Genomic DNA, 23,164 nt, shown 5'->3' on the forward strand with positions numbered 1-23,164 from the left:
AAAAGTTGCATGTTTCTGCAGTTTTTGGAGGGCGTGTCAGGCGATAACACCCTGAATTCAGGTGTCTTCCGGTGAAAGTACCGGTTCCGGTTCGCGATGCTATGCGCTAGATGATACTCCACTAACATCGTGGATCGGCGGAGCGGGATGGGATACGACTTGAAGAGCGAGTTTGCGGTTTCGCACGAAGTTGCGAAGCTGATTGCGTCCGCAGCGAAACACAAGAACCATCCGCGGTTTCGCCAGGCCGTTGCCCATTATTGCGATTCGATGAGCCAGCCGGCGCCCGAAGGTTGGCCCATCTGGAAGCTCCTCAACCAATTTAGCCGCTACTTCGCCACTTATCTTCTGATCCACAATTACGTTGCGTGGGAGCAATATGGGGAAGCCCATCCAACGGCTGCGGTACTGCAGAAGCAATCCGGGCTAAGCCCCCGTCAGACCGTCAACCTCGTGAACGCGCTCAAAGCGGGTCGCCTGGTAACGGTCGAGAGCCTTGGCAGCGACAGGCGAGTCAAGTTTCTGCGGCCTTCGCCTGAAATCATCCGCGAGATCGGGCGCTCCATGCTTGCCTACATACAAGCCGAAGGCATTTTGACGGGGGAGCCCTTGCGGGCAGGGCAGGTGGCCCGCGACCCTGATCTGCTCGCAGACGTCATTTGTCACTGCGCTCGGTTCGTCAGGGTACACGGCACGGTCATCCATCCTTTTCCGACAATTCTCAGCCTTGCCTCGAGGGACTGCGGTTATCTACTCCTGGTAACACTGATGGCTGCGCATTACCGGCGGCTCGAGGGCAGGAGCCCGATCACGCTCTCAACCAACGCGCTGGCGAAGCGTTACGATACCTCTTCTTCCCATGTCGCAAACGTCTTACGCGGCCTTAGGGATTCGGGTGATTTTTCTACTGACCGCTATGGTTTTCTCGAACATCTGAGCGCCGACTTCGTCGACGAGTTCGAGACCTGGAGTGCTTGCGAGATGTTGCATTACACTGCGCTCGCCGATGCGGCGGTTGCAAGAGGTGCCGCTCGCCCGTATCGGCATCTATTGAAGGAAACGATGGCCGGATGAGGCAAAGCGGACGCGCTCGTTGAGATTGCGACGGAACCTTCTGTGCAGAAATGTTCAAATAGCACCTAAGCTGGGCATTCACCGCCGCACTTTCTCGGCTTTACCCACATCTGCGGCAAGTCTAGGCGGGGGCAGTTCATGCTTCTGCGGAAATCGCGCTGCGACCGGATGAGAGCAAAGCTGCGAGAGATCAAGGATCGGCTGCGAAGGCTAAGAAACCGGCCAATTCGCGAGCAGGCGAAGTGGCTTCGGCAGATCGTACGAGGGTGCTATCAGTATCACGCGATATCTGCCAATCTGTCCAGGCATTCAGGGAGCATGTCATCTTCCTGTGGAAGCTGGCTTTGCGTCGTCGCGGCCAGAAGGACAGAACGACAACATCCCGCGTGGAGAAGCTTGCGGCGCAACCTCTTCTCTCATGCCCCCCGCGCCAGACCATGCTCCACGAGCTTGTCGATGACCTCGGCATAGGCGACACCGCTTGCGGCCATCGCCTTGGAATACATGCTGATATCGGTAAAGCCCGGAATGGTGTTCACCTCGTTGACGACGAAGCGCATGTCTTCCATCAGGAAGAAATCGACGCGGGCCATGCCGTCACAGCCGAGTGCGCGGAAGGCGCGGGCGGCCATGTCGCGGATCCTGGCTTCGACGTCGGCGGGAAGCTCGGCGGGCACTTTCAGGGCAGCGCCGTTCTCGTCGAGATATTTGGCGGTGTAACTGTAGAAGCCGTGGCTTTCGGCGGGCGCGATCTCGCCGGGGCGGGAGACGAAGAGGCCGCCTTTGACATCTTCCAGCACGCTGCATTCGATCTCGCGCCCGGCGATGAATTCCTCGGCGATGAGCTTGCTGTCGTGGCTGAAGGCTTCGGCAAGGGCAGGGGCGAATTCCTGGCTGCCCGATACTTTTCGCACGCCGACGGAGGAGCCCTGGCGGGCCGGCTTGATGAAGAGCGGCAGGCCGAGCGCGGCTTCCAGCGTTTCCAGCGCCGGCGGGCTCTCCTGATCGAGCGTCACCGAGCGCGCCACCGGCAGGCCGGTCGCCTTCAGCAGTTGCTTGGCGATATCCTTGTCGAGCGCCGTTGCCGAGCCGAGAATGCCGCAGCCGGCAAGCGGCACGCGCGCCACCTGGCAGAGACCCTGGACGGCGCCATCCTCCCCATGCAGGCCATGCAGGACCGGGAAGACGATGTCGATCCTGCCGGCTTCGGATGCCTTTCCATCCGGCGCGATCGAGAGCAGCCGGCCATGGCCGCCGGGCACGAGGCAGAGTTCGGTGCCGGAGGAGGGCTTATCAAGTTCGCCGTCGGCAAAGCGGCTTTGCAGCCAGCGGCCGTCCTTGGCCACGTAGACGGGCAGGGCGTCATACCGCTCGGGATCGAGGGCGCGCATGACATTGGTGGCCGACATGACGGAGACGTCGTGCTCGCTGGAACGGCCGCCGAAGAGCACGGCGATGCGCAGCCTGGTGTGTGAAGGGCTCAAGTTATTCTCCTCATTTCAGAAGCTGACCACGATGCCTCGGTTGGCGAAGAAGCGGTCGAAGGTGGGAAGCGGCAGGGTGACATCGGCCTGTGTGGCGCGCTCATGGCCGGACGGATTGTGGAAGCGCACGCTCTCTTGATCCGCCGCCGTCACCAGCACCAAATGGCCGCCCTTGGCCGGCGGCTCGCGCTCCGGCCAGCGGATGGTGCTGCTGACCGAGGCGATGAAGAAGCTGTTTTCCGCTAGGATTTCGGGAATGGTTTGCGCTTGCACCTGTGTCCGCACGTCGGCCACAAGCCCGAAGCGTTCCCGCACGAAGGTCACGAAGGGCGCATAGATCAGCCCCTTGATCGAGGCGTCGGCCTCATTGACGACATAGCCGCCATAGGCGGTGCAGGCCCTTGCGAGCGACAGGATCGGATGCGCCTCGCCGCGCGCGGCCAGTATCATCTTCAGGCAGGCCATGCCGCAGATATTCACCGCCCAACGCGCATATTCCTCAATCGTCTCGGCGCCGGAATTCTTCCACAGCGGATCGCGGTGAAGCGCTGTCGCGCCTTCCGCCAGGACGGGCAGGGTCATCTCGGGTGACTCCCACTGGCTGAAATAGGGCACGTCGAGTTTGGGTTGGTTCATGTCGTCTCCGTCAGGCACTGCAATGCGAATCCTTCTAGAAAGTGGCTCATATTAGAAGCAATTATGATCCATTTGACAGAGCCACTTTGCCATGATCCTGTAGGCCACTTAGATCGCGTGTGGTGCGATCGACCATGAGAATAAGCCGCTTGAATGGCTGCGGGAGAGCCGATGACTGTTGTGAGAAGACGCGAAGCGCCATCGGCGGCGTTCCGGCCTGATATCGATCCCTCGTCATCGGCGCCTTTGCCGCGACAGCTCTACCTCTCGTTACGGAATGCCGTAGCGGAAGGGCGGCTGGCTGCCGGGCAGCGGCTGCTCTCGACGCGGCTTGCCGCAACGGAATGGGGAATTTCGCGCGGCGTCATTGCGGAGGCCTATGAAATCCTGATGTCGGAGGGTTTTGCGGTCGCCCGCCATGGCTCCGGCACCTATATCGCCTCGGCGATCCCGGAGGGCGTGTCTCGCATCGGTGACTTTGAGGGGAAGGGAGCGCCGCCCGCCCGCCGCGGCGTCTCAGTCGCTGCCACCAATATCCTGACGCGCGGGCCGAGCCTGGAGCCGCAAAAGGCGCTGCCATTCGTCACGGGCCGCATCGCCCATGACGAGCGCACGGCGCGGCTTTTGAACCGCATCGCCGTCCGCCACATGAACTATGCCTTCGAAGGTTACGGCGATATCCAGGGCGACCCGCGGCTGAGAGCGGCGGTCAGCGCCCATCTTGCCGTCTCGCGCGGGGTGCGCTGCAGCCCCGAGCAGATCTTCATCACGGCAGGAACGCAGCAGGCGCTCGACCTTGCCTTTCGCGTGCTGATGACGCCAGGTGATAAGGCCATCGTCGAAGACCCCTGTTATCCGCCGGCTCGCCAATGCCTTGTGCTGAACGGCATCGAGGTGATCGGCCTGCCGGTCGACGCTGATGGCATCGACATGGCGCGGCTGCGCGACGGTACGATCGCGCCGCCCGCCGCCTTCTACGTGACGCCTTCCAACCAGTATCCCGTCGGCTCCGTTCTCTCGCTCTCGCGCCGGCTCGGGCTGCTGTCCTATGCCGAGGAAAACGATTGCTGGATCATCGAGGACGATTACGACAGCGAATTCCGCTATCAGGGCCACCCGATCGCCTCGCTGCACGGGCTCGACAAGGCGAGCCGCGTTCTCTACACCGGCACCTTCAGCAAGGCGCTGCTGCCGAGCCTGCGCATCGGCTATCTCGTGATCCCCGCCGATCTCGTGCCCGCCTTCCGCGCCGTGCGCCCCGCCGTCGACCGGTGCCCGCCGAGCTTCCAGCAGCGGGTGATCGCCGATTTCCTGGAGGAGGGCTATTTTCCGGCGCATCTGCGGCGTCTGAGAGACAGGCTTCGCGCCTCGCGCGACATGCTGGCAGCGTTTCTGGCGGAGCGGCTGGCCGAGCATGTCGCGGTGCTGTTGCCGGACCAGGGGATCAATCTCACGGTCAGGAGCACGGGCAGCTGGGACGACGATACGGCGGTTTCCGCCGCGGCACTGGCGAGAGGCGTGGTGGTGATGCCGCTGTCGCGCATGAACGTGGTATCGACCGATCGGTCGCGGCTGCTGTTCGGTTTCTCCGGCCTTTCCGAGGCGGAGGCGGATATGGGGACACGGGTGCTGGCCGAGGTTTTCGAGAGTAGGACCTCTTAAGAACCCTCCCCAACCTCAAAAGACCCCGCCCCAAACCCCTCCCCACAAGGGGGAGGGGCTCAATCTGCCGCACGCGTTTTCCCTGCATTTGACGTTTCCGTGGGAGCGAGGCGGGTGCCCCCAGGTTAGTCCCTCCCCCTTGTGGGGAGGGGTTGGGGAGGGATTTTGACCACGCTCTCTTTTCCCCTCCGCAAGATCAGCCAAAACCGGGTTCGAGCCAGGCTTTTTTAACGTCAACCCCCACAAATCGCAGATGCCGATGACTCTTTTCACCTCCTTGAAACGTCGTTGTTGCGACCGTCGTCGAGCGGTCCGACCCGAATGAGGAATGAGAGATGGATTTGGAAGGAAAGCGAATTGTCGTCGTCGGCGGGAGCCGTGGCTTGGGGAAGGGACTTGCCGAGGCATTTGTGGCACGCGCGGCCGACGTCACCGTGGTCGCCCGAAACGTCGATGCCGTGCGAGGGGCGGCTGAGCGACCGGCGGTCACCGCCATATCGGCCGATGCAACCGATGTCGACGCGGCATGGCGGATCATGGAAGAGACGCGGCCTGATATCGTCGTCATGAATGCCGGTGCGGAGCCGCCCATGGAACGGATCGACAGGATTGGCTGGGAGGCCTTCACGACCAATTGGAATGTGGACGTCAAGGCTGCACTTCACTGGGTACAGGCCGCCCTGACCCTGCCGATGACGGCGGGCGGGCTTGTCGTCATTGTCTCGAGCGGAGCCGCCGTGCAGGGGTCGCCGCTATCGGGCGGCTATGCAGGCGCCAAGCGCGCGCAGTGGTTCATTGCAAAATATGCCGAGGGCCTGTCGGCGGAACTCGGCCTTGGCCTGCGCTTCCGGGTCATCGTTCCCCGGCAGATGTTCGTCGGAACCGGTGTGGGCGATACCGGCATTAGGGCCTATGCCCAGAAGGCGGGCCGGACATTTGCCGAGCAGGCCGCCACCTGGCCCGACATGACGCCGCGGGCTTTCGGTGATACGGTCGCCGACCTGATCGGCAGGACGGATCTCGCCGACGCCATGATCTACGCTGTGCGCGGGGATACGGGTGTGACGGTCATCGAATGACGAAAGAGGCTGCTCTCGACGCCGAAGAGAGGAAAACCCTGCTTGCCGCCCTGGCGAGTGAGGCGGACGCGCTTCGCCCCGAACTGCATCGCTATGCTTCCCGCCTAGTCGGGTCGGTCATCGACGGCGAGGACGTGATCCAGGATGCGTTCGCCAGAGTATTTGCAAGGGCTGAGCCGATCCCGCCGGGCACGCCGCTGCGCCCCTGGCTCTTTCGCGTCGTCCATAACCGAGCCGTAGATGCCCTGCGCCAGCGCAGCACGCGCCGAGCGGAACCCCTTGAGACGGCCTTCGATCTCGCCGATATCAGCGCCATCGGCCCGGAGGACGCGCTGATCCGGCAAGACACGGTGCGGGTCGCGCTCAGCCATTTTGCAGAATTGCCGGTGCCGCAACGCAGCGCCGTCATCCTCAAGGATGTCCTGGGAGAGTCGCTTGCGGACATTGCAGCGCTGTTGGACCTCAGCGTTGATGCCGTCAAGGCGCATCTGTCGCGCGGTCGGGCGAGATTGCGCACCGTCTCCGATGTGCGGTCCGAGGTTGCGCCGCCGCCAAGCCCGGAGGCTCTGAATTTTGCAGCGCTCTTCAACGCCCGGGACTGGGACGCTCTGCGCCGCCTGCTGGCCGACGATGTCAGGCTTCGTCAGGCGCGGCGGCCGGAAATCGCAGGTGCTGCCGACGTCGGCCGCTTTTTCACCTATTATGCCGAATATCCGCAGGTCAGGCTCGAACCGGCGTGGCTGGAAGGCCGGGAAATATTGCTGGTATCGGCCGAACCGTCTAACGGCCCTTCCTATTTCATGCTGATAGAATGGCGGGATCAAAAGATAAGCCTGATCCGCGACCATCGCTACGCGACCTATGTTATTGACGGTGCGGAGGTGAGGCCGGCCGCATCGCGGTGACCGGTGTCGCCCGGTTTCAACTACGATGTCGGAACGGTATGCGCCGTTATCGTATAGCCAAACGGATCGACGAAGGCGAAGTATCGCCCGAACGGACCGTCCTTCGGCGGGAAAGCGATGGGCACGTCGCGCTCGCTGAGATGAGCGTGCAGTTCGTCAGCGTCGTCGCAGCCAAACCAGATCGCGATGCCGACCCCGAGCCTGTCCTTATCATCAAGGTCCTCGATCGGCGTGCGGACGGCGAACGGGATAGGCTGCGTTTCGAAAACGACCGCTCCCGGAGGAGCTTTTGCCGCCGGCGTGAGCCCGACAATGTCCTGATAGAAGGTCCGTGCGGCGTCCAGATCCTTCGTCTGGATTCCGATGAAATCCGGTCCAATGAGGCGAGGCATGAGCTATCTTTCCTTTTTATACCCGACGCTGTATCGTCAGGGCCCTGATATAATGTAAGGGCCCTGATATGTCCAGCCTGATCGATCCGCCTGTTGATGATACCTACCGCTCGCTCGGATATGCGCTGAAGCGGGCGCAACAGGCGCTGCGAGGCCATCTCGACACGGAACTCAGAAGCATCGGCTTGACGACTCCGCAATATTCGGTCCTGGCGGGACTCGAGATCAGCGCGGGCTTGTCGAGCGCGGAGCTGGCGCGGCGGGCCTTCGTGACACCGCAGACGATGCAGTCCATCATCGCGACACTCGAACGGGATGGTCTCGTCACGCGAACAGCCCACCCGGTCCATGGAAGAGTCCTGACAACGGAACTGACGCCGGCCGGGCGGTCGGCATTGCGCGCGGCTCACCAGATTGTCGCTGATGCCGAAGCGCTGGCCCGAAACGCCGTTGCGCCGAGCGATCCGGAGATCATTTATTCAGCCTTGTTGCGGATAGCAGAGGCCATGCGGTGAAGGAGACCCGCGGCTCGACCCCGGTCAAATGCCCGAAGGGCGGACGAGGGGGCTTCACGCGTCCGCCTTTACCACTTCACGCGCAAGCCGGCAGTGCCGCTGAGCGCGTAGCTGTCGCCGAAGTCTTTCAGCGAGGATTTTGCGGCGACTTCGCCGTAGAGAGAGAACCGTTCCTCACTCCAACTGTAGCTGCCGCCGAGGGTCAGGCCAGCCCAGACCGGATCGTTCTTGCTTTCGAAACCGGAGCCGGAGACATCGACTGCAGTGCCATCCAGGAACTCGCCGTAGAGATTTGCGATGCCGTAGATTTTCGCCCGCGCCGTCTGGCCGTCGGCGCGCTGGACGTTTTCCTCGCGGTCGAGCGCTACGCCGAGCCGGCCGAGCAGGCTGTCGCAGTCGTGGAGCGAAACACGTGCGCCGAACCGATCGTTGAACGTGTCGAAATCGACGGAGGAATAGACGAGCTGTGCCTGGGGCGTGATCGACCATGGGCCGGAGGCTGCAAAGCGCCGGCCGGCCTCGAGGCTCAGCGCATAGCCGAAGCCGTTGTTGCCGCTTTCCATGGCGCCGTCGACGAGATCGGATTTCAGGTCGGTGTCATACCAGGTGGCCTGGCTCTGGGCGTCGACATAGAAGCCGTTGTCGCCATACCAGGTGAGCGTGGCGCCGAGTCCGAAACCTGATGCGTCGATATCGCCATTGCCGTAGAGGGAGTCGATACTGCCTGAAATCGTGCCGTAATGGACGGTCAGGCCGCTGATCAGCCGGTCGCCCTTGTCCTGATAGAGCTCGCCGTCGAGACCGCCCTCCAGCTTGAACAGGTTGTAATCGTAGCTATCGACGGTCGTGCCTTTGTCCGGCTCGATGCCGGCATGCATGCCCTCGGTGCGCAGCCAGACATTGTCAGGTCCTCTGGCCGATGCCGCCGCGCTATCTCCAGGCCAATAGCGGCCGCCGAGGCGCTGCTGCAGCGTCGACAATCCGTTGAGGGCGAGCAGCAGTTGTGGATAGGCTTCGTAAAGGGGAACGCCCGGCTGGTAGACGGGTCCGATCACCGCTCCGGCGGGATCGATAAGCGCCGAGCGAAGATACCAGTCGCCGTCGGCAGGTGTCGATATGCCGTTCTGGTACAGCCGGTAGGCATAGGCGCCGCCGACGACGGCCTGATCGCCCTGGAAGACATAGTCGCCGAGCAGTGAAAATGTTCCGGCCGAGGTGCCGCCGACATCGACGATCTTGATGCCCTCGACGGTCTGCGCGCCACCGCCGCCGAGATTGGTGACGCGCACATTGGTCGTGCCTGCCGTATTGCCGGTGACGACGAGGCGGTCGGTCGGCGAGGCATCGCCGCCGAGCACGCTCTCGATATCGAGCGTACCGCCATTGCCGGTATAGTTGCCTGATATTGTCAGCGTACCGATCGAATTGCCGGGGGCGACCATGCCGGAATTGCTGACATCGCCGATGATGGTTCCGCTACCGCCGAGCCTGCCGAAATTGGTGATGTTGCCGATGACGCTTGCTGGCGCGCTATGGTCGCCGACAAGCAGCGTGCCGTCATAGATCGTCCAGTTCGTCGCCACCGTGCCGTTGCCGGTCAGAAGCCAGGTGCTGCTGCCGGTCTTCTCGAACGTGTCGAAGTTGCGGTATTGCTGGGCGGCACCGATCTTCGAGACATCGAAGCTGTCACTGCCGGTGCCGCCGAGGCGCAGCGTATCGGTCAGCGTGGCGCTGGCGATGACATTGCCGATGATGTTGGAGCCCGCGTGAAGCTCCAGGGTTATGGAGCCTGCCGCGGTGTTCATGTGGATGGCGTCGGCCGCCCCGGCGCCGGCTTGAATGGTTCCGCTGTTGACGATCAAAGCGTCCGGGAGCTGGACGCCGATCGCAGGGGAATTGCTGCCACCCGCGATCAAGCCGTTATTCTCAAGGCGTGTGGCGCCGGTTAGAAGATGCACGCCTTCGCCTGTCGTGGTGGCGCCATTGCCGCCGCGGATCGTGCCGCTATTGATCAGGGAGGCCGGATTCGCCACTGTCGCAAACCCACCCAGATTGACGCCCACGCCGCCAGCACCTGTGACGCTGCTTCCTCCCTGGATCAGGCCATAATTGGTGATGGTGACGGCTCGAGTCGCCGCGATTCCATGGCCGCCGAGGGCAGCTCCCGCACTGGCTCCGCCGGTCACCGTTCCGTAGTTGGTGAATGAGCCCGGTCCGGCGAACTGGATGCCTGCGCTGTTGAGGCTGCCTCCGTTGACGCCGCCGGTGATCGAGCCATTGTTGATCAGCGAAGAAGGGGTAGTGGCGTTATTGAACGAGAACCCGCGTTGATTGGTATTGCCGACGATAGCCCCGGAGAAGGTCAGTGTATTGCCATTGCTCGTCAGCATCTGCAGGCCGGTCATGGTGAAGCCGTTGGTATTGATGCTGATCGGCTTCGTGGCATTCGGCAGCGTGGCAATGGTTCCCGTAATATTGCCCGTCAGCGTGATCGTCGCGCTCCCATCGGGGTCACCATTGGCGGCTGTAACCGCGTTGGCAAATTCGGTGGCATTGCTGGCGGTATAACTGCCCGCCAATGCGGGCGAGGAGAGAAAGCATCCGATGGCAAGGGCAGCTAGGCTGACGCTCGCGAAGAGACAGCCTTTTTCAAACGTTTTCATGCTGACAATGCCAGAGCCCATGCTCGCCTCTGTAAGTTGTTTCTAATATAAACATACGATTTAAGGATGTACTTTTGTGCGCCGCTTTGGTCTCTGTCGCAAGATCGGCTGATCGTAAAGCGACTTCGACTGTGCCGAAGGCGACGGATTGTTGCAGAGCAGCAACAAAAACCTCATATGCTACGGCTTTGTAAATCAATATGTTAGGGTTTCAGTAACTTCGGGGACTGTTGCCGTCGCGAACGGGGAATCCGCGCCTTTCGACTTTGGTTCAAAGGGAGCGAATCGGCGTGGGTGCGATGATTGGCGATGGACCATCCGAACTTGAAATTGGAGAAAGGAAGTAATACCTGATAATGGACTGGTATTACAGGCTTGCGATCATGACGACAACGGTGACGGCAAAAGGGCAGGTGACGATCCCGAAAGCGGTGCGCGACTTGCTGGGGATCACGCCTGGAAGCAAGGTGGACTTTCATCGGGCTGCGGATGGCAGCGTGGTGCTGATGCGGGCTGACGAGAAAAAGCCGGCCAGCCGCTTCGAGCAACTTCGCGGGCATGCCGGAACGGGCCTGAGTACCGATGCGATCATGGCGCTCACCCGTGGTGATGCGTGACGCTCATCGATACCCACGTCCTGCTCGACCTCGTGACGAACGACCCGGTCTGGGCCGACTGGTCGATAGCTCAGCTCGAAGCGGCCAGTCTTGCGGGGTCATTGCTCATCAATGACATTATCTATGCGGAGCTCGCCGTCCGCTACGAACGCATCGAAGAACTTGATGCGTTTATCGATGAAGCGGGATTGATCCTGGCGCCTTTCCCGCGCGCTGGGCTGTTTCTGGCAGGAAAAGTATTCACGCAGTATCGCCGCGCCGGCGGGTCGCGGACCGGTGTCCTGCCGGATTTTCTCATCGGCGCGCATGCTGCAGTTCAGAGGCTGCCGGTGCTGACGCGCGATGTCGGCCGTTACCGCGCTTACTTCCCGACCGTCGAGTTGATATCACCGGCTCCATAATCGAACGAGAGCGAAATGGGTGTCAGGAACTATCTGATCGAAGGCGTTTCCGGGACCGGCAAGACTTCGGTCGCCACCGAGCTGCAGCAGCGCGGTTACCACGTCGTCCATGGCGACCGTGAGCTCGCCTATCAGGGCGATCCCCGGACGGGCGAGCCATTGAGTGGTTCCGTACTTCAGATGAACAGTCTGGATGTGGCTTTCAAGCACAAGCATCATATCTGGGATGTCGGTAAGGTCAGATCGCTTGCGGCCGATCGAAGCCACCCGATCTCCTTCTTCTGCGGCGGGTCGAGGAACTTCCATCAGTTCATCGACCTGTTCGATGGGGTTTTCGTTCTCGATGTCGATCCGGATACATTGAAGAGGCGGCTGGCCGGCAGAGGCGATGACGAGTTCGGCGGAAAGCCGGACGAGCTGGATCTGGTTCTGCGCGTGCACGCGACGAAGGAGGATATTCCCGCAAATGCGACTGGTATCGACGCTACGCGGCCGCTCGCCGCTGTCGTCAATGACATCCTGTCGAAATGCGGAGTGGTGGGCTAAGAGCCGGAGCGCTGTCATCCGGCTCGATGCGGTTGGTGGCGCGGCCTGCTCATGCCGAAGTGTCGATAATGTGGATTCCCAAGTCGCGCAGAGGACCAAGAAGGTTCTCCGGGCACTTGCTGCCGACGACGAGCCCGTCGACTTCATGCAGGCTAACAACGCCGTAGGCGGAGACGGCGCCGAGCTTTTCCCTTGAGGCAAGCACGATGGTCTCGGCGGCCTGCCGGCAAATCGCGCGTTTCACCGCCGCTTCCTCACGGTCGCCCGTCGTCAGGCCGTGCTCGGGGTGAATTCCCGTCACGCCCATGAAGTAAAGGTCTGCGCGGATCTGTGAGATCGCTTCGATGGCGACGGCGCCGACAGCTACGTTCGAATGCTTGAAGATGCGACCGCCGATCAGCTCTACGTCCACGGCCGGATGATCAAGAAGGGCGGTAACGATATCAGGGCTGTGGGTCAGCACAGTCGCCCTCAGAGCCTTCGGCAAGGCGCGCGCGAGACTGACGGTGGTCGTGCCTCCATCGAGGAAAATGATCTGTCCTTCCCGTATCATGCCGGCCGCCACCTTGGCGATCTCAGCCTTATCGTCGGTGGAGACGTTTCTGCGCGTGGGAAGATCTCCCAGTGCCTTGGATGCCGGAAGGGCGCCGCCATGCACGCGTTGAAGCAGACCCTCGCCAGCAAGCTCGCGAAGATCGCGGCGTATCGTATCCTCGGATAGACCAAGCTTCTGGCTGACCTCCTTGGCGACGACGCGGCCTTCCTTGCCGAGAATATCGAGGAGCAGCGCCTTGCGTTCGGTTGTCAGCATAATAACTCCTGCAAAAATCACGCGCCGTATATTGCACGAATTCATGTTTCGTGCAACATCGTGCATGCCCGGTCCAGCGGCGAGATGCCGAGAAAGATGTTGTTGGGCAGAGTTCGTGCATTTTCGTGCAAAGGCAATTCGGAGAACTTGAATGTCGGTGGCAGATCGGATCCGCGTCGAAGAGGTGACGACCCTTTCGGACGATTGGTATGTCCTAAAGAAGACGGTGTTCAGCTTCCGCCGGTCGGACGGCGAGTGGCAGAGGCAGAGCAGGGAGACCTACGACCGCGGCAATGGCGCGACGATCCTGCTTTGCGATCTGGACCGACGGAAAGTGCTGCTCACCCGCCAGTTCCGCTACCCGGCCTTTGTCAACGGATATGACGACCTTCTGATCGAGACGCCCGCCGGGCTTCTCGACAAGGCGACACCCGAGGAGCGCATCAAGGCGGAGGTCGAGGAAGAGACCGGATATCGCGTCACCGATGTCAGGCAGGTCTTCGACGCTTTCATGAGCCCCGGATCGGTGACCGAACGCGTGCACTTCTTCGTTGGCACCTATTCGGCCGCCGATAAGGTATCCGAAGGCGGCGGCAACGCGGAGGAGGGTGAAGATATCGAACGCCTGGAGCCGACGATCGAGGAGGCGCTGGCGATGGTCGCCGATGGGCGCATCCGCGACGGCAAGACCATCATGCTCCTCCAGTACGCGGCGCTGCACATTTTTAGGGAGACCCGCTTCTCCCGGCCCTGACAATCAGCACACTTCGCGCCGCCAGCGCGGCTCTTTGGGGCGTGTCTCATCATCAGCGGGGACAAGCCTGCGAAAAAGATTCGTGTGATCTCATCATAACGTGCAGCGGCATGGCCGGCGGAAGTAGCCGGGGCACTTCGAATCTAAAAGCCGGCGGTCTCGCGCACCTCGATCGCACCCATCCGAGCAAGCGAGTCCCGCTCCACGATCTCCATTACCTCCGCAAGGTCCTTCGCTTCGATGAGCAGGAAGCCACCCAGATGCTCCTTGGTCTCTGCGAAGGGTCCGTCGGTCCAACTCGCCTTGCCGGCGCGAACGCGCAATGTCTTTGCGGTCTTTGGGTCGGCAAGAGCATTGGAGGCGAGATAGTGGCCCGATCGTCGGAGTTCTTCATTGGAAGCCAAGGACTCCCTGTCGATCTCGGCCCATTCCTCCTTGCTGGCGGCATCAGCAAGTGTTTGATCGACGTAGAAGAGACAAAGGTAGCGCATCCGGTTCCTCCATGGTGCTGTCGATGTTAGTCGAAGTTGGACACCGCTATTCGACAAAGAGCAAAAAATATTGCCAGTTCTGCTTATCTGCTGCGAGCTGCCTGCTGCTCTGCGTGACCACTGCCTCATAGTGCTCTTGTTCGCTTCGCTTTGCGTGCTCGCCATTCTTCTTGGATATTCACCTCTGCGCCGGAGCTAGCGGATAGGAGGAACCCGTTCTCCGATCTTTCCAATGGAGATCTCCGGGGGCTCCAAGCCGATGTCACGGAGCAGGCGAGAGTCAAACCGCGAGAGCTCGTTCACGCTTTGGCGGTACCTTCGCTGACGCTTCAACAGCAGCCAAACGGCTTGCACGGTGCGCACGATGCTGAGGTGCGGCGGCTGTCGTTCGACTTGTTCGAAATGCTTGGTGGCAACCATACTTGTCTCTCCTTCGACTGGCTGACGGCACTCCGTCTTAATCGAACGGGACCGGCCGAAATCGACACGCTGGTTTCAGGAGCTTGATCCGCGGGTGACAAGACCGTGCGCGGACTATGGACATCGTTTGATGAGCGACACGATCTTGAGGGAATAGAGCCGGCCGACCTGCAGGACTTTGTGGAGGGCTTTTCATCAGAAAGGCAGCGGGGCTTACCCACCCTCAAACAAGCGACCGCCTCGCCACCTCGATCACCTTCTGCGTCAAGCCCGTTAGCCGGTCGGCGGCGAGCCGGCTGATCTGCCAGTAGAGCACGACATCGAGCGGCGTGCCTGGGATCAGTTCGACGAGGCGGCCGGCCTTGATGTAGGCCTCGGTCAGTTGGATCGGGTTCATGCCCCAGCCCATGCCGAACAGGGCGGCATCGAGAAAGCCTTGCGTGGCCGGCAGCCAGTGGGTCGGCACGTTGATGTCGGTCTTGAGCGTGCGCCGGATCCATTGCGCCTGCAGGCGGTCCTTCTGGTTGAAGGTGAAGGAAGGGGCGCGGGCGAGCGTATCGGGCGTGACCCCGTCGGGGAAATAGCGACGGACGAATTCGGGGCTGGCGACCGCGTGGTAGCGCAGGGCGCCGAGCGAGTAGCGGCGGCAGCCGGCGACCGGCTTTTCCATGCTGGTGACGGCGGCGATGACGCGGCCGCGCTCCAGCCACTCGGCCGTGTGGTCCTGATCCTCGATGGAAATGTTCAGCAGGTAATTCGAGTTCTTCGAGAAATCCGCCATGGCCTCCAGAAACCAGGCGCCGAGGCTATCGGCGCTGGTGGCGATCTGCAGCGTGACGCGCTGTTCGGGGCTGTCGCGGTCGGTGAGATCAGGCAGATGTTCGAGCAATTCGCTTTCCAGCATGCCGACATTTTCCATGTGGCGGCAGAGCCAGTCGCCCTTTTCCGTTGCCGTGCATGGCGTGCCGCGCACGACGAGGGCCGCACCCACTCGCTCTTCCAGCTGTTTGATACGCTGGGAGACGGCAGAGGGCGTGACGTTCAGGAGGGCGGCAGCCTTTTCGAAGCTGCCGGTCTGGACGACGGCGAGCAGCACGCGAAGGGCGGGATAATCGATCATGGTAAGCTGTGCTTAATTGACGTAAGGATGATTAATTAGCCTAATCCGGACGATCCGTCTATGGAGCGTGTCAACAACGCGACGGAACCCGCTGATATCATGGACATCTCGACTTACTTCCCGACCTACTTAACTGGCATGACCGTCGGCCTCAGCCTTATCGTCGCGATCGGCGCGCAGAATGCTTTCATCCTGCGGCAGGGGCTGCGCAACGAATATGTCTTCGCCGTCTGCTTGGCCTGCGCTCTCTCGGATACGATCCTGATCATCGTCGGCGTCACCAGCCTGGCGCAGGTGATAAACCTGATGCCCTGGCTCGATCCGGTCATGCGCTATGGCGGGGCGGCATTCCTCATATGGTATGGGGTGAAAAGCCTCTATTCTGCCGTCCGGTCTTCGGGCGCGCTGCAGGTTGCCAATGGGGCGGGGGCAAGCTTCGGCAAGACCATGGCCTTGTGCCTGGCGCTCACCTGGCTCAACCCGCATGTCTATCTCGACACCGTCATCCTGCTCGGAACGATCTCGACGCGTTTTGCCGGGCATCAGCCGGCTTTTGCCGCCGGCGCCGCAACGGGCTCGTTCCTGTTCTTTTTTTCACTGGGATATGGTGCTTCCTGGCTCCGGCCCATCTTTTCACGGCCGGTTTCCTGGCGCATTCTCGAAACAATCATCGCCTTCGTGATGTGGCTGATCGCGTTCAAGCTTTTGAACGGCATGTGACGGCTGCGCACAGTTCAGGAAAATCGGAATGTTCGTCGATCTGCATCACCTTGCTCTCGTCTTCACCGCCTATATCATCGCCGCAGCCAGCCCCGGTCCCAGCAACATGCGCATCATGGGGGTCGCCATGCATCAGGGGCGCCAGTCGGCGCTGATGATTGCCGCCGGTGTCGTCAGCGGCTCGCTCTTCTGGGGCTCGATGGCGGCGACCGGCGTTTCCGCCATTCTGGCGCAATACGCACAGGCGCTGATTGTCTTGAAAATATTAGGCGGTCTCTACCTGCTGTTGCTCGCCTTCAAGGCCGCCAAATCCGCCATGACTTCGGACGACAGGCAGGGCGGGGCGATCGATGCCGCCAAGGCCTCGGGTTTCGGCCTCTATCGCCGCGGCCTCCTGATGCATCTCACCAACCCGAAAGCGCTGCTCGGCTGGATCGCGACGATGACGCTCGGCCTCGGGCCGGGTGCGACGCCGGCAACCGTCGCCGTCATCCTTGCGGGCTGCGCCATTCTCAGCGTCACCATCTTCTGCGGTTATGCGCTGGTCTTTTCCACCGCGCCGATGATCCGCATGTACCGCCACGCGCGCCGCTGGATCGAGGGCACGCTGGCGCTCGTTTTCGGGGCGGCGGGCATGAAGCTGCTGCTGTCACGCGCATAAAGGCTACTCCAGATGCCGCTTTTCCATGGCCTTTCCGCCTTTCCGATCACGCCGGCTGATGCCTCCGGCGTCGTCGATACCGGTGCGCTCGCCGCAGTGCTCGCCCGCATCCAAACGGCCGGCGCCGATTCCATCGGCCTTCTCGGCAGCACCGGCGCTTACGCTTTCCTGTCGCGCCGAGAGCGGCGCCGGGCGGTGGAAACGGCAATGTCTGCTGTCGGCGGCAAGATTCCCGTCATCGTCGGCGTCGGGGCGCTCCGGACGGATGAGGCGCAGGCGCTCGCAAAGGATGCGCGGGAACTGGGCGCGGACGGCCTGCTGCTGGCGCCGGTCTCCTATACGCCGCTCACCGATGACGAGGTCTACGAGCATTTCGCCGCCGTTGCCGATGCCGCTCAGCTGCCGCTCTGCATCTACAACAATCCGGGCACGACGAAATTCACCTTCAGCGTCGAACTGATCGCCCGTCTTGCCAAGCTCGGCACAGTCAAAGCGGTGAAGATGCCGCTGCCCGCGAGTGGCGATTTCGCAACCGAGATCGCAAGTCTCCGCTCGGTGACGCCTGACGGTTTTTCGGTCGGCTACAGCGGTGACTGGGGCGCTGCGGCTGCGCTCACGGCAGGCGCCGATGGCTGGTACAGCGTGGTCGCGGGCCTGCTACCCGCCGAGGCGTTGAGGCTGACGCGAGCCGCGCAGGCGGGCGATACCAAGGAGGCGAAACGCATCGACGATGCCTTCGTGCCGCTCTGGGTGCTGTTCAAGGAATTCGGCAGTTTCCGCGTCATGTACACCATTGCCGATCTCCTCGGCCTCGGCCGATTTGCGCCGCCGCGGCCAGTGCTTGGCCTTCCGGAGGCCGCTCGTGGGCGGGTACGGGAGGCGCTTGAGAAACTGGGAGCGGCAGTCGGGCGATAGCCGCCGCTTCATCTCCCGTACTTTTCGCGGACAGCGGAAAAGAAGCGAAGATCAGTTCACTGCGTGATCAGCGGAGCCTGGTGCAGCCAGCGGTCCTGACGCAGCTGGTCGAGAACGAAGGCTGCAACGGCCGCCCGCGCAATGCTGCCGCCATGAAAACCGGAAAGGTCGGTCACCGCCTGGACCGGTGCATCGCCGGCCTTGTTGTTCAAAAGCGAGGGGCGCACCAGGGTCCAGTCGAGGCCGCTGTCTCTTACGATTGCTTCCTGTCGGTTCTTGTCGGCATAGACTTTCTTGAGGAGAAGCGGGAAGATCAGCCTGTCGAACAGGAAGCCGCCATGTCCGGCGCTGTCGCCAGCGCCGATGCCGGTGATGCAGACGAGGCGCAAGACGCGTTCGGCCTTCATGGCATCGACGAGTGCGCGCGTTGCGGTCGACAGCAGCGTGACCTCGCGGAAGGGGCTCGCCGGCGTGCCGAGCGCGCTGATGACGGCGTCGCGGCCTTGGAGAGCCTGGCGCAGGATCTTTTCGTCCCGCGCATCTCCAACGATGAGTTTGGCGCCCTTCAGGTCAGCTGCTTTCTCGGGCGAGCGCACCAGCGCGGTGACATCGTAGCCGCGCGCCAGCGCTTCAGAGACGATCAGGCGGCCGGTCGGGCCGGTTGCCCCAAGGATCAGGATTTTCGGGTGATCGGTTTCGATATTGCTCATGGCTTCGTTCCTTTTCGCGAGGCGGGAGGCCCGACATGGGGCCGTCCCGTCGTTTCCGGTTGATGATCACAGATTGCCCGCTGCGAGCAGTTCGCGGGTCCGCTTCAGCGTCGAGACAAGCGCGCTCCTGTAGCCCTTTTCGCCGTCCATCCAGGCCTGTTCGGCCTGTTCCTCAGGCCCGTTCGGTTCTTTGCCGCGCAGGCCGAGGTAGCAGTAGAAGCGCAGCTGCAGCGCGCCTTGCTCGTCCTCGAACAGTTCGTTGACGATCGCGCCTTCGCGCGGCCCGGTGGCCTGGAAGAAGGTGACCTTGCTTTCCGGCTCGAAGGTGATGATTTCGCGCAGATCCTGTCCGGCGATCGTCGCCTCGCGCACGATATGGGTGGCGCTTTCTTCCACCACGTCGCAAGCCCTGCAGAGGTTCGGCGGCAGAAACAGGCGCGCGTCCCGGGCCTTGAGAACAAGGCCTTGCCATGCCTCAGCGCGGGTAAGCGGGGTCTCGCCTTCCGGATTGACCGGAACAGTGGCACTTGAATAGATCATCGTCATATTCCTTTGCTGGGTTGAGGGCCGCCGCCGTCAGACGGAGGCGGCTATTTGAGCGGCAAAATCGCGATAGGAGCGCAGCGGGCGGCCGAGCAGCGCGGTCAGCCGCTCGACATCGCCGGCCTCCGGCAACATGCCGTCAGTTAGGAAGCGTTCTGCCATCAGGCGCATGTCGAAGGCCATCCAGGCCGGCATGAACTCCCGCAGGTTCAGCTCGAAGCCGCCTGTCTCGTCGCCGCCATAGGCGATCGGGCGGCCAAGGAGATCAGACCAGATGCCGGCGATTCCTGCGCCGGTCAGCACATCGGGACCGACGATATTGAGCCGGGTCAACGGCAGCGGTGCCGCCGCCCGTTCGCGGCGGACCAGCTCGATTGCGGCGATCTCGGCGATATCGCGGGTGTCGACCATGCCGAGGCCTTTGCCGCCGATCGGCATAGGGTAGACGCCGTAGTTGACGATGACGTCCTTGATCGTGCGGTCGTTGTCGATGAAATAGGCCGGGCGCAGGATGGTGGCGCCGAAGCCCATCTGCTCGATCATCCGCTCGACGCCGAACTTGCCGGCAAAGTGGGGCACGTTCACATAGACATCGCTGTGAATGACCGAGAGATAGACGATCCTGTCGATTCCGGCTTCGCGGGCAAGGTTGAGCGCGACGAGGGCCTGCGTGAATTCCTCCGGCACTACGGCATTCAAGAGGAAAAGGGTGGAAATGCCCGAGAGGGCGCGGCGCAGGGAATCGACATCGAGCAAGTCGCCCTGGGCAACGGCGACGCCGGCAGAGAAACTGGCCTTTGCGGGATCGCGGACGAGAACGCGCACCTCGGCGCCGCGCCTTACGAGCAGTTCTACGACATTGCGTCCGACAGTGCCGGTGGCGCCTGTAACGAGGATGGTCATGGCAATTACTCCGTGTTGGGTTGCTTGACATCCTCAAGATGGATGGTTCAGAAATGATCCGGTAGACCGTTAATCTGGACGGTTCGTCTCATGGGTGGAACAGATGGATCTGCTTGCGCTTGCCGATTTCAATCTTGTGGCTCGCCATGGCGGGTTCGGTCGCGCCGCCCGTGCCGCCGGACGTCCGAAGGCGACGCTCTCGCGCCGGGTTGCGGAGCTGGAGGCCAGCCTCGACCTGCGTCTCTTCGAGCGCGGAGCGCGCGTCCTCAAGCTGACGCAGGAGGGGCGGGCGCTTTACGAGCGCACCGGAGCCCTGCTGACCGAGCTCGACGAGACGGCGGCTGCGATCGCCTCCGGCGCTGACAAGCCGCGGGGCAGGCTGCGGATCAGCGCGCCGCTCCTGTTTTCGCAGATGGCAATGGGCAGGCTCGCCGCCGGCTTCGCGCTCGCCTACCCGGAGGTCCGGCTCGAGGTGACGACGGAGGACTGGGCAGTCGATATGGTGGAGGAGGGCTACGACCTGGTGATCCGGGTCAATCCGGATCCGGATGAGAGCCTCGTCGGGCGGATCTTCCTGCGCGACCGGCTGGTGGTCGTGGCAAACCCGGCGCTTGTCCGGCGGGCGGATGGTTCGGCGGTTCCGGCCGTCGTGCGCGGGACAGGCGATCAGACCGCCCTGGTCTGGCATGTCCGGGAAGCAGACGGCCGGTCGGACATTGCCATAGACCCGGTGCTCAGACTGTCGTCGCTGATCATGGTGCGTGACGCGGTGCGCATGGGCGTGGGCGCCGCGCGCCTTCCCATCTCGCTCGTCAGTCACGATCTTGCCGCCGGCAGGCTGGTTCATTGGGGAGATGCCGACGTGCCGGAGATCGCGCTCTGGACGCTTTATCCCTCGCGGCGGCTGCTGAGCACGCGCGTATCGGCCTTTCTCGACTATCTGAAAGCGGCTTTTCCGATGGGCACGCCGGACGAACTGGCAGCCTATATCGCCTGACCGCGCGGCGCTTGAGAGCTCTGGCTCCGCGCTCGACTGCCAGGGTCGGGACTCGTTAAATCAGAGTTGGCAGATGAGCCCTCAATCTAGCCGTCGGATTGAATGAGGCTCGACTGCCGCTCCGGCGGCGTGGCGCGCCTGGCATGCACCGGAGCAATGCCGAACTGTGCTTTGAAGGCCCTGCTGAATGCCGCGTCGGAATCGTAGCCGACCTGTCGCGCCACGTCGCTGACCCTTGAATCGGCCTGGCGCAGCAGGTCGAGCGCAAGCGTCAGCCGCCACCGGCTCTGATAGGAAAGCGGCGCCTCCTTGACCAGCGCGGAGAAGCGTTCGGCAAAGCTCGAGCGCGACATGCCCGCCACATGCGCAAGCTCGATCACGCTCCAGCGCCGGAACGGCTCGTCGTGAATGGCTTTCAGGGCGCGGCTGATGCGCGGATCGGCCAGCGCCCCCAGCCAGCCGCTATCACCGGCCTTTTCCATCTGAACCCAGGTGCGCAGGATGCGGATGACCAGCACGTCGATGAGCCGCGAGATCATGATCGACGAGCCGGGATGGACCTCCTGCGCCTCGACCATCATGAAATGGGCGAGACCCTCCGCCCACGTTGCCGTCTGGCCTCCCGCCTTCGGGATGTGGATCACGGCCGGCAGCGACGAGACGACCCATGGCATGGACTCGTTCTCGAAATGAAAAGCTCCCGCGATCAATTTGGTTCGGGCGCCATCGCCGCCGTGCCTCATGCTCAGCCGCTCGGTCGTGAACTGCTCGCCCATCAGCCGGCTCACCGCCGCCGCGGGTGAATTGCCGCCGTCGCTCAGGATATGACCCGCGCCGCGCAGCAGCATGACCAGATCTCCGGCCACGGCGCGGACCGGTGGCCCGTCGGCAGCCAGAACCGTCAGTTCGCCCTCGAGAACGACGAAAAAATAGGCCGATCCGGGCTCGAAGCGCAGCGCCCAAGGTTGTGTCAGCTCCGCCGCGAACACCAGCTCTCCCTCAAGCCTGATCAGCGTCAGCATCTGCGACAGGAGATCGACCCGGGCCGCAAGCATGCCCGCATTTCCGGACGATGGAGCATGACTTGCGGGGTTCGGGTCATGGCGTTTCATCGTTTCAAATCCTAAGTTTTGGCCGTGTTCAGCGAACAAACTACTGAACATACAGATGCTTATGAAGAATAATCGGGTGGTTCTGCCAAAACGGCCAATGGTCAGGAATATTGCAGATTATCCGGATTGAAATCAACCCCGCAGCAAGTGCAACCCAATGGAGCCCCGATGAAAAACCTCATTTTCTCCGCCCTCATGCTGTCCACCGCCGTTTTCGGTGCTGCGCCGGCTTCCGCCCAGCCGACGCTTCCCGCCGGCGTCGTCAAGAACATCGTGCTGGTTCACGGCGCCTTCGTCGACGAGACGAGCTGGAATGGCGTCGCCGCGATTCTGACGGCCAAGGGCTACAAGGTGACCGCCGTCAAGAATCCGCTGACCTCGCTTGCCGACGATGTCGCCGCCACGAATGCGGCACTCGATGCGCAGGACGGGCCGACCGTTCTCGTCGGTCATTCCTGGGCGGGCGTGGTGATTGGCGAAGCCGGCATCAATGCCAAGGTGTCGTCCCTGGTCTATGTCTCGGCCTTCGCGCCAGACAAGGGTGAAACGGTTTCGGCGCTCGCGGCAAGCGGACCGGCGACCGCGGGCGTCAAGGCCATCCGGGCCGACGACAAGGGCTATCTGACCATCAACCCGGCAGCCTTCCCGGCAGCCGTGGCGGCCGACCTGCCCGAGGATGTCGGCGCGTATCTCGCAGCCCATCAGATGCCGCTTAATCACACCGCCTTCGACGAGGTCACCAAGATCGCCGCATGGCATGTCAAGCCGAGCTGGTACGTTCTCAGTGCACAGGACCAACTCCTCGATCCGCACGCTCAAGCCTTCTTTGCCGAACGGATGAAGGCCAGGGTCACGACGGTCGACGGCAGCCATTCCTCGCTGGCGTCGCATGCCAAAGAGGTGGCTGCGGTCATCGAATCCGCTGCGGGCGCGAAATAGGCCCTCGGCAAGCGACGCCATCGGTTACCGCGCGGTGACCGATGGCGTCGTCGGCGTACCGGCAATGGCTGCATCGACCGCAGTCAGCAGGACG

At 62.4% G+C, this 23,164-nt stretch carries 26 protein-coding genes; 14 read left to right on the forward strand and 12 right to left on the reverse strand.

Going from position 1 to position 23,164, the window contains the following annotated elements:
* Nucleotides 1–159 precede the first annotated feature (159 nt).
* Complete coding sequence (locus tag FHX15_RS09550; protein WP_184396010.1) at nt 160–1,074, forward strand: hypothetical protein; 915 nt, start codon at nt 160–162, stop codon at nt 1,072–1,074.
* A gap of 416 nt (nt 1,075–1,490) precedes the next feature.
* Here the strand turns inward: FHX15_RS09550 and FHX15_RS09555 are convergent, their stop codons facing one another.
* Complete coding sequence (locus FHX15_RS09555) at nt 1,491–2,558, reverse strand: D-alanine--D-alanine ligase family protein (RefSeq protein WP_184396013.1); 1,068 nt, start codon at nt 2,556–2,558, stop codon at nt 1,491–1,493.
* Between the two features lie 15 nt (nt 2,559–2,573).
* Nucleotides 2,574–3,194: a C39 family peptidase gene (locus FHX15_RS09560; protein ID WP_184396016.1), complete on the reverse strand. Its 621-nt coding sequence runs from the start codon at nt 3,192–3,194 to the stop codon at nt 2,574–2,576.
* Between the two features lie 171 nt (nt 3,195–3,365).
* Between FHX15_RS09560 and FHX15_RS09565 the strand changes: the two genes are divergently transcribed.
* From FHX15_RS09565 to FHX15_RS09575, 3 genes are all read left to right on the forward strand, one after another.
* A complete protein-coding gene (locus FHX15_RS09565) occupies nt 3,366–4,856 on the forward strand; it encodes a PLP-dependent aminotransferase family protein (protein WP_184396020.1) in 1,491 nt (496 codons plus the stop codon).
* Nucleotides 4,857–5,191: 335 nt separating this feature from the next.
* A complete protein-coding gene (locus FHX15_RS09570; protein WP_184396023.1) occupies nt 5,192–5,935 on the forward strand; it encodes an SDR family NAD(P)-dependent oxidoreductase in 744 nt (247 codons plus the stop codon).
* Complete coding sequence (locus FHX15_RS09575; RefSeq protein WP_184396026.1) at nt 5,932–6,840, forward strand: sigma-70 family RNA polymerase sigma factor; 909 nt, start codon at nt 5,932–5,934, stop codon at nt 6,838–6,840. The genes FHX15_RS09570 and FHX15_RS09575 overlap by 4 nt, the downstream gene beginning before the upstream one ends.
* A 20-nt stretch (nt 6,841–6,860) precedes the next feature.
* On the opposite strand, the gene FHX15_RS09580 is transcribed toward FHX15_RS09575, so the two are convergent.
* On the reverse strand, nt 6,861–7,232 hold the full coding sequence (locus FHX15_RS09580) for a VOC family protein (protein ID WP_184396029.1): 372 nt from the start codon (nt 7,230–7,232) through the stop codon (nt 6,861–6,863).
* Nucleotides 7,233–7,300: 68 nt separating this feature from the next.
* Between FHX15_RS09580 and FHX15_RS09585 the strand changes: the two genes are divergently transcribed.
* Entirely contained in the window at nt 7,301–7,747 is a 447-nt protein-coding gene (locus FHX15_RS09585; RefSeq protein ID WP_184396031.1) for a MarR family winged helix-turn-helix transcriptional regulator, read from the forward strand.
* Nucleotides 7,748–7,815: 68 nt separating this feature from the next.
* On the opposite strand, the gene FHX15_RS09590 is transcribed toward FHX15_RS09585, so the two are convergent.
* A complete protein-coding gene (locus FHX15_RS09590) occupies nt 7,816–10,410 on the reverse strand; it encodes an autotransporter outer membrane beta-barrel domain-containing protein (RefSeq protein ID WP_246778911.1) in 2,595 nt (864 codons plus the stop codon).
* 383 nt (nt 10,411–10,793) lie between these two features.
* On the opposite strand from FHX15_RS09590, the gene FHX15_RS09595 reads away from it, so the two are divergent.
* The 3 genes from FHX15_RS09595 to FHX15_RS09605 are packed head-to-tail and all read left to right on the forward strand — an operon-like array spanning nt 10,794 to nt 11,974.
* Nucleotides 10,794–11,027: an AbrB/MazE/SpoVT family DNA-binding domain-containing protein gene (locus FHX15_RS09595; RefSeq protein WP_184397113.1), complete on the forward strand. Its 234-nt coding sequence runs from the start codon at nt 10,794–10,796 to the stop codon at nt 11,025–11,027.
* Nucleotides 11,024–11,428, forward strand: coding sequence for a type II toxin-antitoxin system VapC family toxin (locus FHX15_RS09600; protein WP_184396034.1), 405 nt, complete (start codon nt 11,024–11,026; stop codon nt 11,426–11,428). The genes FHX15_RS09595 and FHX15_RS09600 overlap by 4 nt, the downstream gene beginning before the upstream one ends.
* 15 nt (nt 11,429–11,443) lie before the next feature.
* Entirely contained in the window at nt 11,444–11,974 is a 531-nt protein-coding gene (locus FHX15_RS09605) for an AAA family ATPase (protein ID WP_184396037.1), read from the forward strand.
* A 49-nt stretch (nt 11,975–12,023) separates the two neighbouring features.
* On the opposite strand, the gene FHX15_RS09610 is transcribed toward FHX15_RS09605, so the two are convergent.
* The gene (locus FHX15_RS09610) at nt 12,024–12,785 is read right to left on the reverse strand and encodes a DeoR/GlpR family DNA-binding transcription regulator (RefSeq protein ID WP_184396040.1); all 762 of its coding nucleotides are present in this window, start codon (nt 12,783–12,785) and stop codon (nt 12,024–12,026) included.
* 151 nt (nt 12,786–12,936) lie between these two features.
* On the opposite strand from FHX15_RS09610, the gene FHX15_RS09615 reads away from it, so the two are divergent.
* On the forward strand, nt 12,937–13,539 hold the full coding sequence (locus FHX15_RS09615; protein WP_184396042.1) for an NUDIX domain-containing protein: 603 nt from the start codon (nt 12,937–12,939) through the stop codon (nt 13,537–13,539).
* Between the two features lie 143 nt (nt 13,540–13,682).
* On the opposite strand, the gene FHX15_RS09620 is transcribed toward FHX15_RS09615, so the two are convergent.
* The 3 genes from FHX15_RS09620 to FHX15_RS09630 form a co-directional block, all read right to left on the reverse strand.
* Nucleotides 13,683–14,030 carry a YciI family protein gene (locus tag FHX15_RS09620; protein ID WP_184396045.1) on the reverse strand — a complete coding sequence of 116 codons (348 nt, stop codon included), beginning with the start codon at nt 14,028–14,030 and terminating at the stop codon, nt 13,683–13,685.
* 195 nt (nt 14,031–14,225) lie between these two features.
* The gene (locus tag FHX15_RS09625; protein ID WP_184396047.1) at nt 14,226–14,450 is read right to left on the reverse strand and encodes a DUF1127 domain-containing protein; all 225 of its coding nucleotides are present in this window, start codon (nt 14,448–14,450) and stop codon (nt 14,226–14,228) included.
* 223 nt (nt 14,451–14,673) lie between these two features.
* Complete coding sequence (locus FHX15_RS09630) at nt 14,674–15,570, reverse strand: LysR family transcriptional regulator ArgP (protein ID WP_184396049.1); 897 nt, start codon at nt 15,568–15,570, stop codon at nt 14,674–14,676.
* Nucleotides 15,571–15,669: 99 nt separating this feature from the next.
* On the opposite strand from FHX15_RS09630, the gene FHX15_RS09635 reads away from it, so the two are divergent.
* Genes FHX15_RS09635 through FHX15_RS09645 form a run of 3 tightly spaced genes read left to right on the forward strand, consistent with a single transcriptional unit; the run spans nt 15,670 to nt 17,866 of the window.
* Nucleotides 15,670–16,290, forward strand: coding sequence for a LysE/ArgO family amino acid transporter (locus FHX15_RS09635; RefSeq protein ID WP_184397115.1), 621 nt, complete (start codon nt 15,670–15,672; stop codon nt 16,288–16,290).
* Between the two features lie 28 nt (nt 16,291–16,318).
* Nucleotides 16,319–16,951 (forward strand): LysE family translocator, encoded by a 633-nt coding sequence (locus FHX15_RS09640; RefSeq protein WP_184396051.1) that lies wholly within the window; start codon nt 16,319–16,321, stop codon nt 16,949–16,951.
* 12 nt (nt 16,952–16,963) lie between these two features.
* A complete protein-coding gene (locus FHX15_RS09645; RefSeq protein WP_184396053.1) occupies nt 16,964–17,866 on the forward strand; it encodes a dihydrodipicolinate synthase family protein in 903 nt (300 codons plus the stop codon).
* A 56-nt stretch (nt 17,867–17,922) separates the two neighbouring features.
* Here FHX15_RS09645 and FHX15_RS09650 read toward each other — a convergent pair whose 3' ends face one another.
* The 3 genes from FHX15_RS09650 to FHX15_RS09660 form a co-directional block, all read right to left on the reverse strand.
* Entirely contained in the window at nt 17,923–18,576 is a 654-nt protein-coding gene (locus FHX15_RS09650; RefSeq protein WP_184396055.1) for an NAD(P)-dependent oxidoreductase, read from the reverse strand.
* 66 nt (nt 18,577–18,642) lie between these two features.
* On the reverse strand, nt 18,643–19,116 hold the full coding sequence (locus tag FHX15_RS09655) for an AtaL-like protein (protein ID WP_184396057.1): 474 nt from the start codon (nt 19,114–19,116) through the stop codon (nt 18,643–18,645).
* Between the two features lie 36 nt (nt 19,117–19,152).
* Nucleotides 19,153–20,022, reverse strand: a complete 870-nt coding sequence (locus FHX15_RS09660; RefSeq protein WP_184396060.1) for an SDR family oxidoreductase — start codon at nt 20,020–20,022, stop codon at nt 19,153–19,155.
* 103 nt (nt 20,023–20,125) lie between these two features.
* Between FHX15_RS09660 and FHX15_RS09665 the strand changes: the two genes are divergently transcribed.
* Nucleotides 20,126–21,019, forward strand: a complete 894-nt coding sequence (locus FHX15_RS09665; RefSeq protein ID WP_184396063.1) for a LysR family transcriptional regulator — start codon at nt 20,126–20,128, stop codon at nt 21,017–21,019.
* A gap of 86 nt (nt 21,020–21,105) precedes the next feature.
* On the opposite strand, the gene FHX15_RS09670 is transcribed toward FHX15_RS09665, so the two are convergent.
* The gene (locus tag FHX15_RS09670) at nt 21,106–22,131 is read right to left on the reverse strand and encodes an AraC family transcriptional regulator (protein WP_184396066.1); all 1,026 of its coding nucleotides are present in this window, start codon (nt 22,129–22,131) and stop codon (nt 21,106–21,108) included.
* 168 nt (nt 22,132–22,299) lie between these two features.
* On the opposite strand from FHX15_RS09670, the gene FHX15_RS09675 reads away from it, so the two are divergent.
* Nucleotides 22,300–23,070, forward strand: coding sequence for an alpha/beta fold hydrolase (locus tag FHX15_RS09675; protein WP_184396069.1), 771 nt, complete (start codon nt 22,300–22,302; stop codon nt 23,068–23,070).
* Nucleotides 23,071–23,164: the final 94 nt, after the last annotated feature.

The organism is Rhizobium sp. BK650, from assembly GCF_014195325.1.
Taxonomy (GTDB): Bacteria; Pseudomonadota; Alphaproteobacteria; order Rhizobiales; family Rhizobiaceae; genus Rhizobium.

Excerpts from the sequence above, each read along its gene's own strand:
- FHX15_RS09620 (WP_184396045.1), bottom strand. The coding sequence starts at position 14,030 with ATGCGCTACCTTTGTCTCTTCTACGTCGATCAAACACTTGCTGATGCC.
- FHX15_RS09560 (WP_184396016.1), bottom strand. The coding sequence starts at position 3,194 with ATGAACCAACCCAAACTCGACGTGCCCTATTTCAGCCAGTGGGAGTCA.
- FHX15_RS09660 (WP_184396060.1), bottom strand. The coding sequence starts at position 20,022 with ATGACCATCCTCGTTACAGGCGCCACCGGCACTGTCGGACGCAATGTC.
- FHX15_RS09610 (WP_184396040.1), bottom strand. The coding sequence starts at position 12,785 with ATGCTGACAACCGAACGCAAGGCGCTGCTCCTCGATATTCTCGGCAAG.
- FHX15_RS09595 (WP_184397113.1), top strand. The coding sequence starts at position 10,794 with ATGACGACAACGGTGACGGCAAAAGGGCAGGTGACGATCCCGAAAGCG.
- FHX15_RS09630 (WP_184396049.1), bottom strand. The coding sequence starts at position 15,570 with ATGATCGATTATCCCGCCCTTCGCGTGCTGCTCGCCGTCGTCCAGACC.
- FHX15_RS09605 (WP_184396037.1), top strand. The coding sequence starts at position 11,444 with ATGGGTGTCAGGAACTATCTGATCGAAGGCGTTTCCGGGACCGGCAAG.
- FHX15_RS09670 (WP_184396066.1), bottom strand. The coding sequence starts at position 22,131 with ATGAAACGCCATGACCCGAACCCCGCAAGTCATGCTCCATCGTCCGGA.
- FHX15_RS09565 (WP_184396020.1), top strand. The coding sequence starts at position 3,366 with ATGACTGTTGTGAGAAGACGCGAAGCGCCATCGGCGGCGTTCCGGCCT.
- FHX15_RS09645 (WP_184396053.1), top strand. The coding sequence starts at position 16,964 with ATGCCGCTTTTCCATGGCCTTTCCGCCTTTCCGATCACGCCGGCTGAT.
- FHX15_RS09635 (WP_184397115.1), top strand. The coding sequence starts at position 15,670 with ATGGACATCTCGACTTACTTCCCGACCTACTTAACTGGCATGACCGTC.
- FHX15_RS09615 (WP_184396042.1), top strand. The coding sequence starts at position 12,937 with ATGTCGGTGGCAGATCGGATCCGCGTCGAAGAGGTGACGACCCTTTCG.
- FHX15_RS09665 (WP_184396063.1), top strand. The coding sequence starts at position 20,126 with ATGGATCTGCTTGCGCTTGCCGATTTCAATCTTGTGGCTCGCCATGGC.
- FHX15_RS09640 (WP_184396051.1), top strand. The coding sequence starts at position 16,319 with ATGTTCGTCGATCTGCATCACCTTGCTCTCGTCTTCACCGCCTATATC.
- FHX15_RS09650 (WP_184396055.1), bottom strand. The coding sequence starts at position 18,576 with ATGAGCAATATCGAAACCGATCACCCGAAAATCCTGATCCTTGGGGCA.
- FHX15_RS09585 (WP_184396031.1), top strand. The coding sequence starts at position 7,301 with ATGTCCAGCCTGATCGATCCGCCTGTTGATGATACCTACCGCTCGCTC.
- FHX15_RS09580 (WP_184396029.1), bottom strand. The coding sequence starts at position 7,232 with ATGCCTCGCCTCATTGGACCGGATTTCATCGGAATCCAGACGAAGGAT.
- FHX15_RS09570 (WP_184396023.1), top strand. The coding sequence starts at position 5,192 with ATGGATTTGGAAGGAAAGCGAATTGTCGTCGTCGGCGGGAGCCGTGGC.
- FHX15_RS09625 (WP_184396047.1), bottom strand. The coding sequence starts at position 14,450 with ATGGTTGCCACCAAGCATTTCGAACAAGTCGAACGACAGCCGCCGCAC.
- FHX15_RS09655 (WP_184396057.1), bottom strand. The coding sequence starts at position 19,116 with ATGATCTATTCAAGTGCCACTGTTCCGGTCAATCCGGAAGGCGAGACC.
- FHX15_RS09590 (WP_246778911.1), bottom strand. The coding sequence starts at position 10,410 with ATGAAAACGTTTGAAAAAGGCTGTCTCTTCGCGAGCGTCAGCCTAGCT.
- FHX15_RS09575 (WP_184396026.1), top strand. The coding sequence starts at position 5,932 with ATGACGAAAGAGGCTGCTCTCGACGCCGAAGAGAGGAAAACCCTGCTT.
- FHX15_RS09675 (WP_184396069.1), top strand. The coding sequence starts at position 22,300 with ATGAAAAACCTCATTTTCTCCGCCCTCATGCTGTCCACCGCCGTTTTC.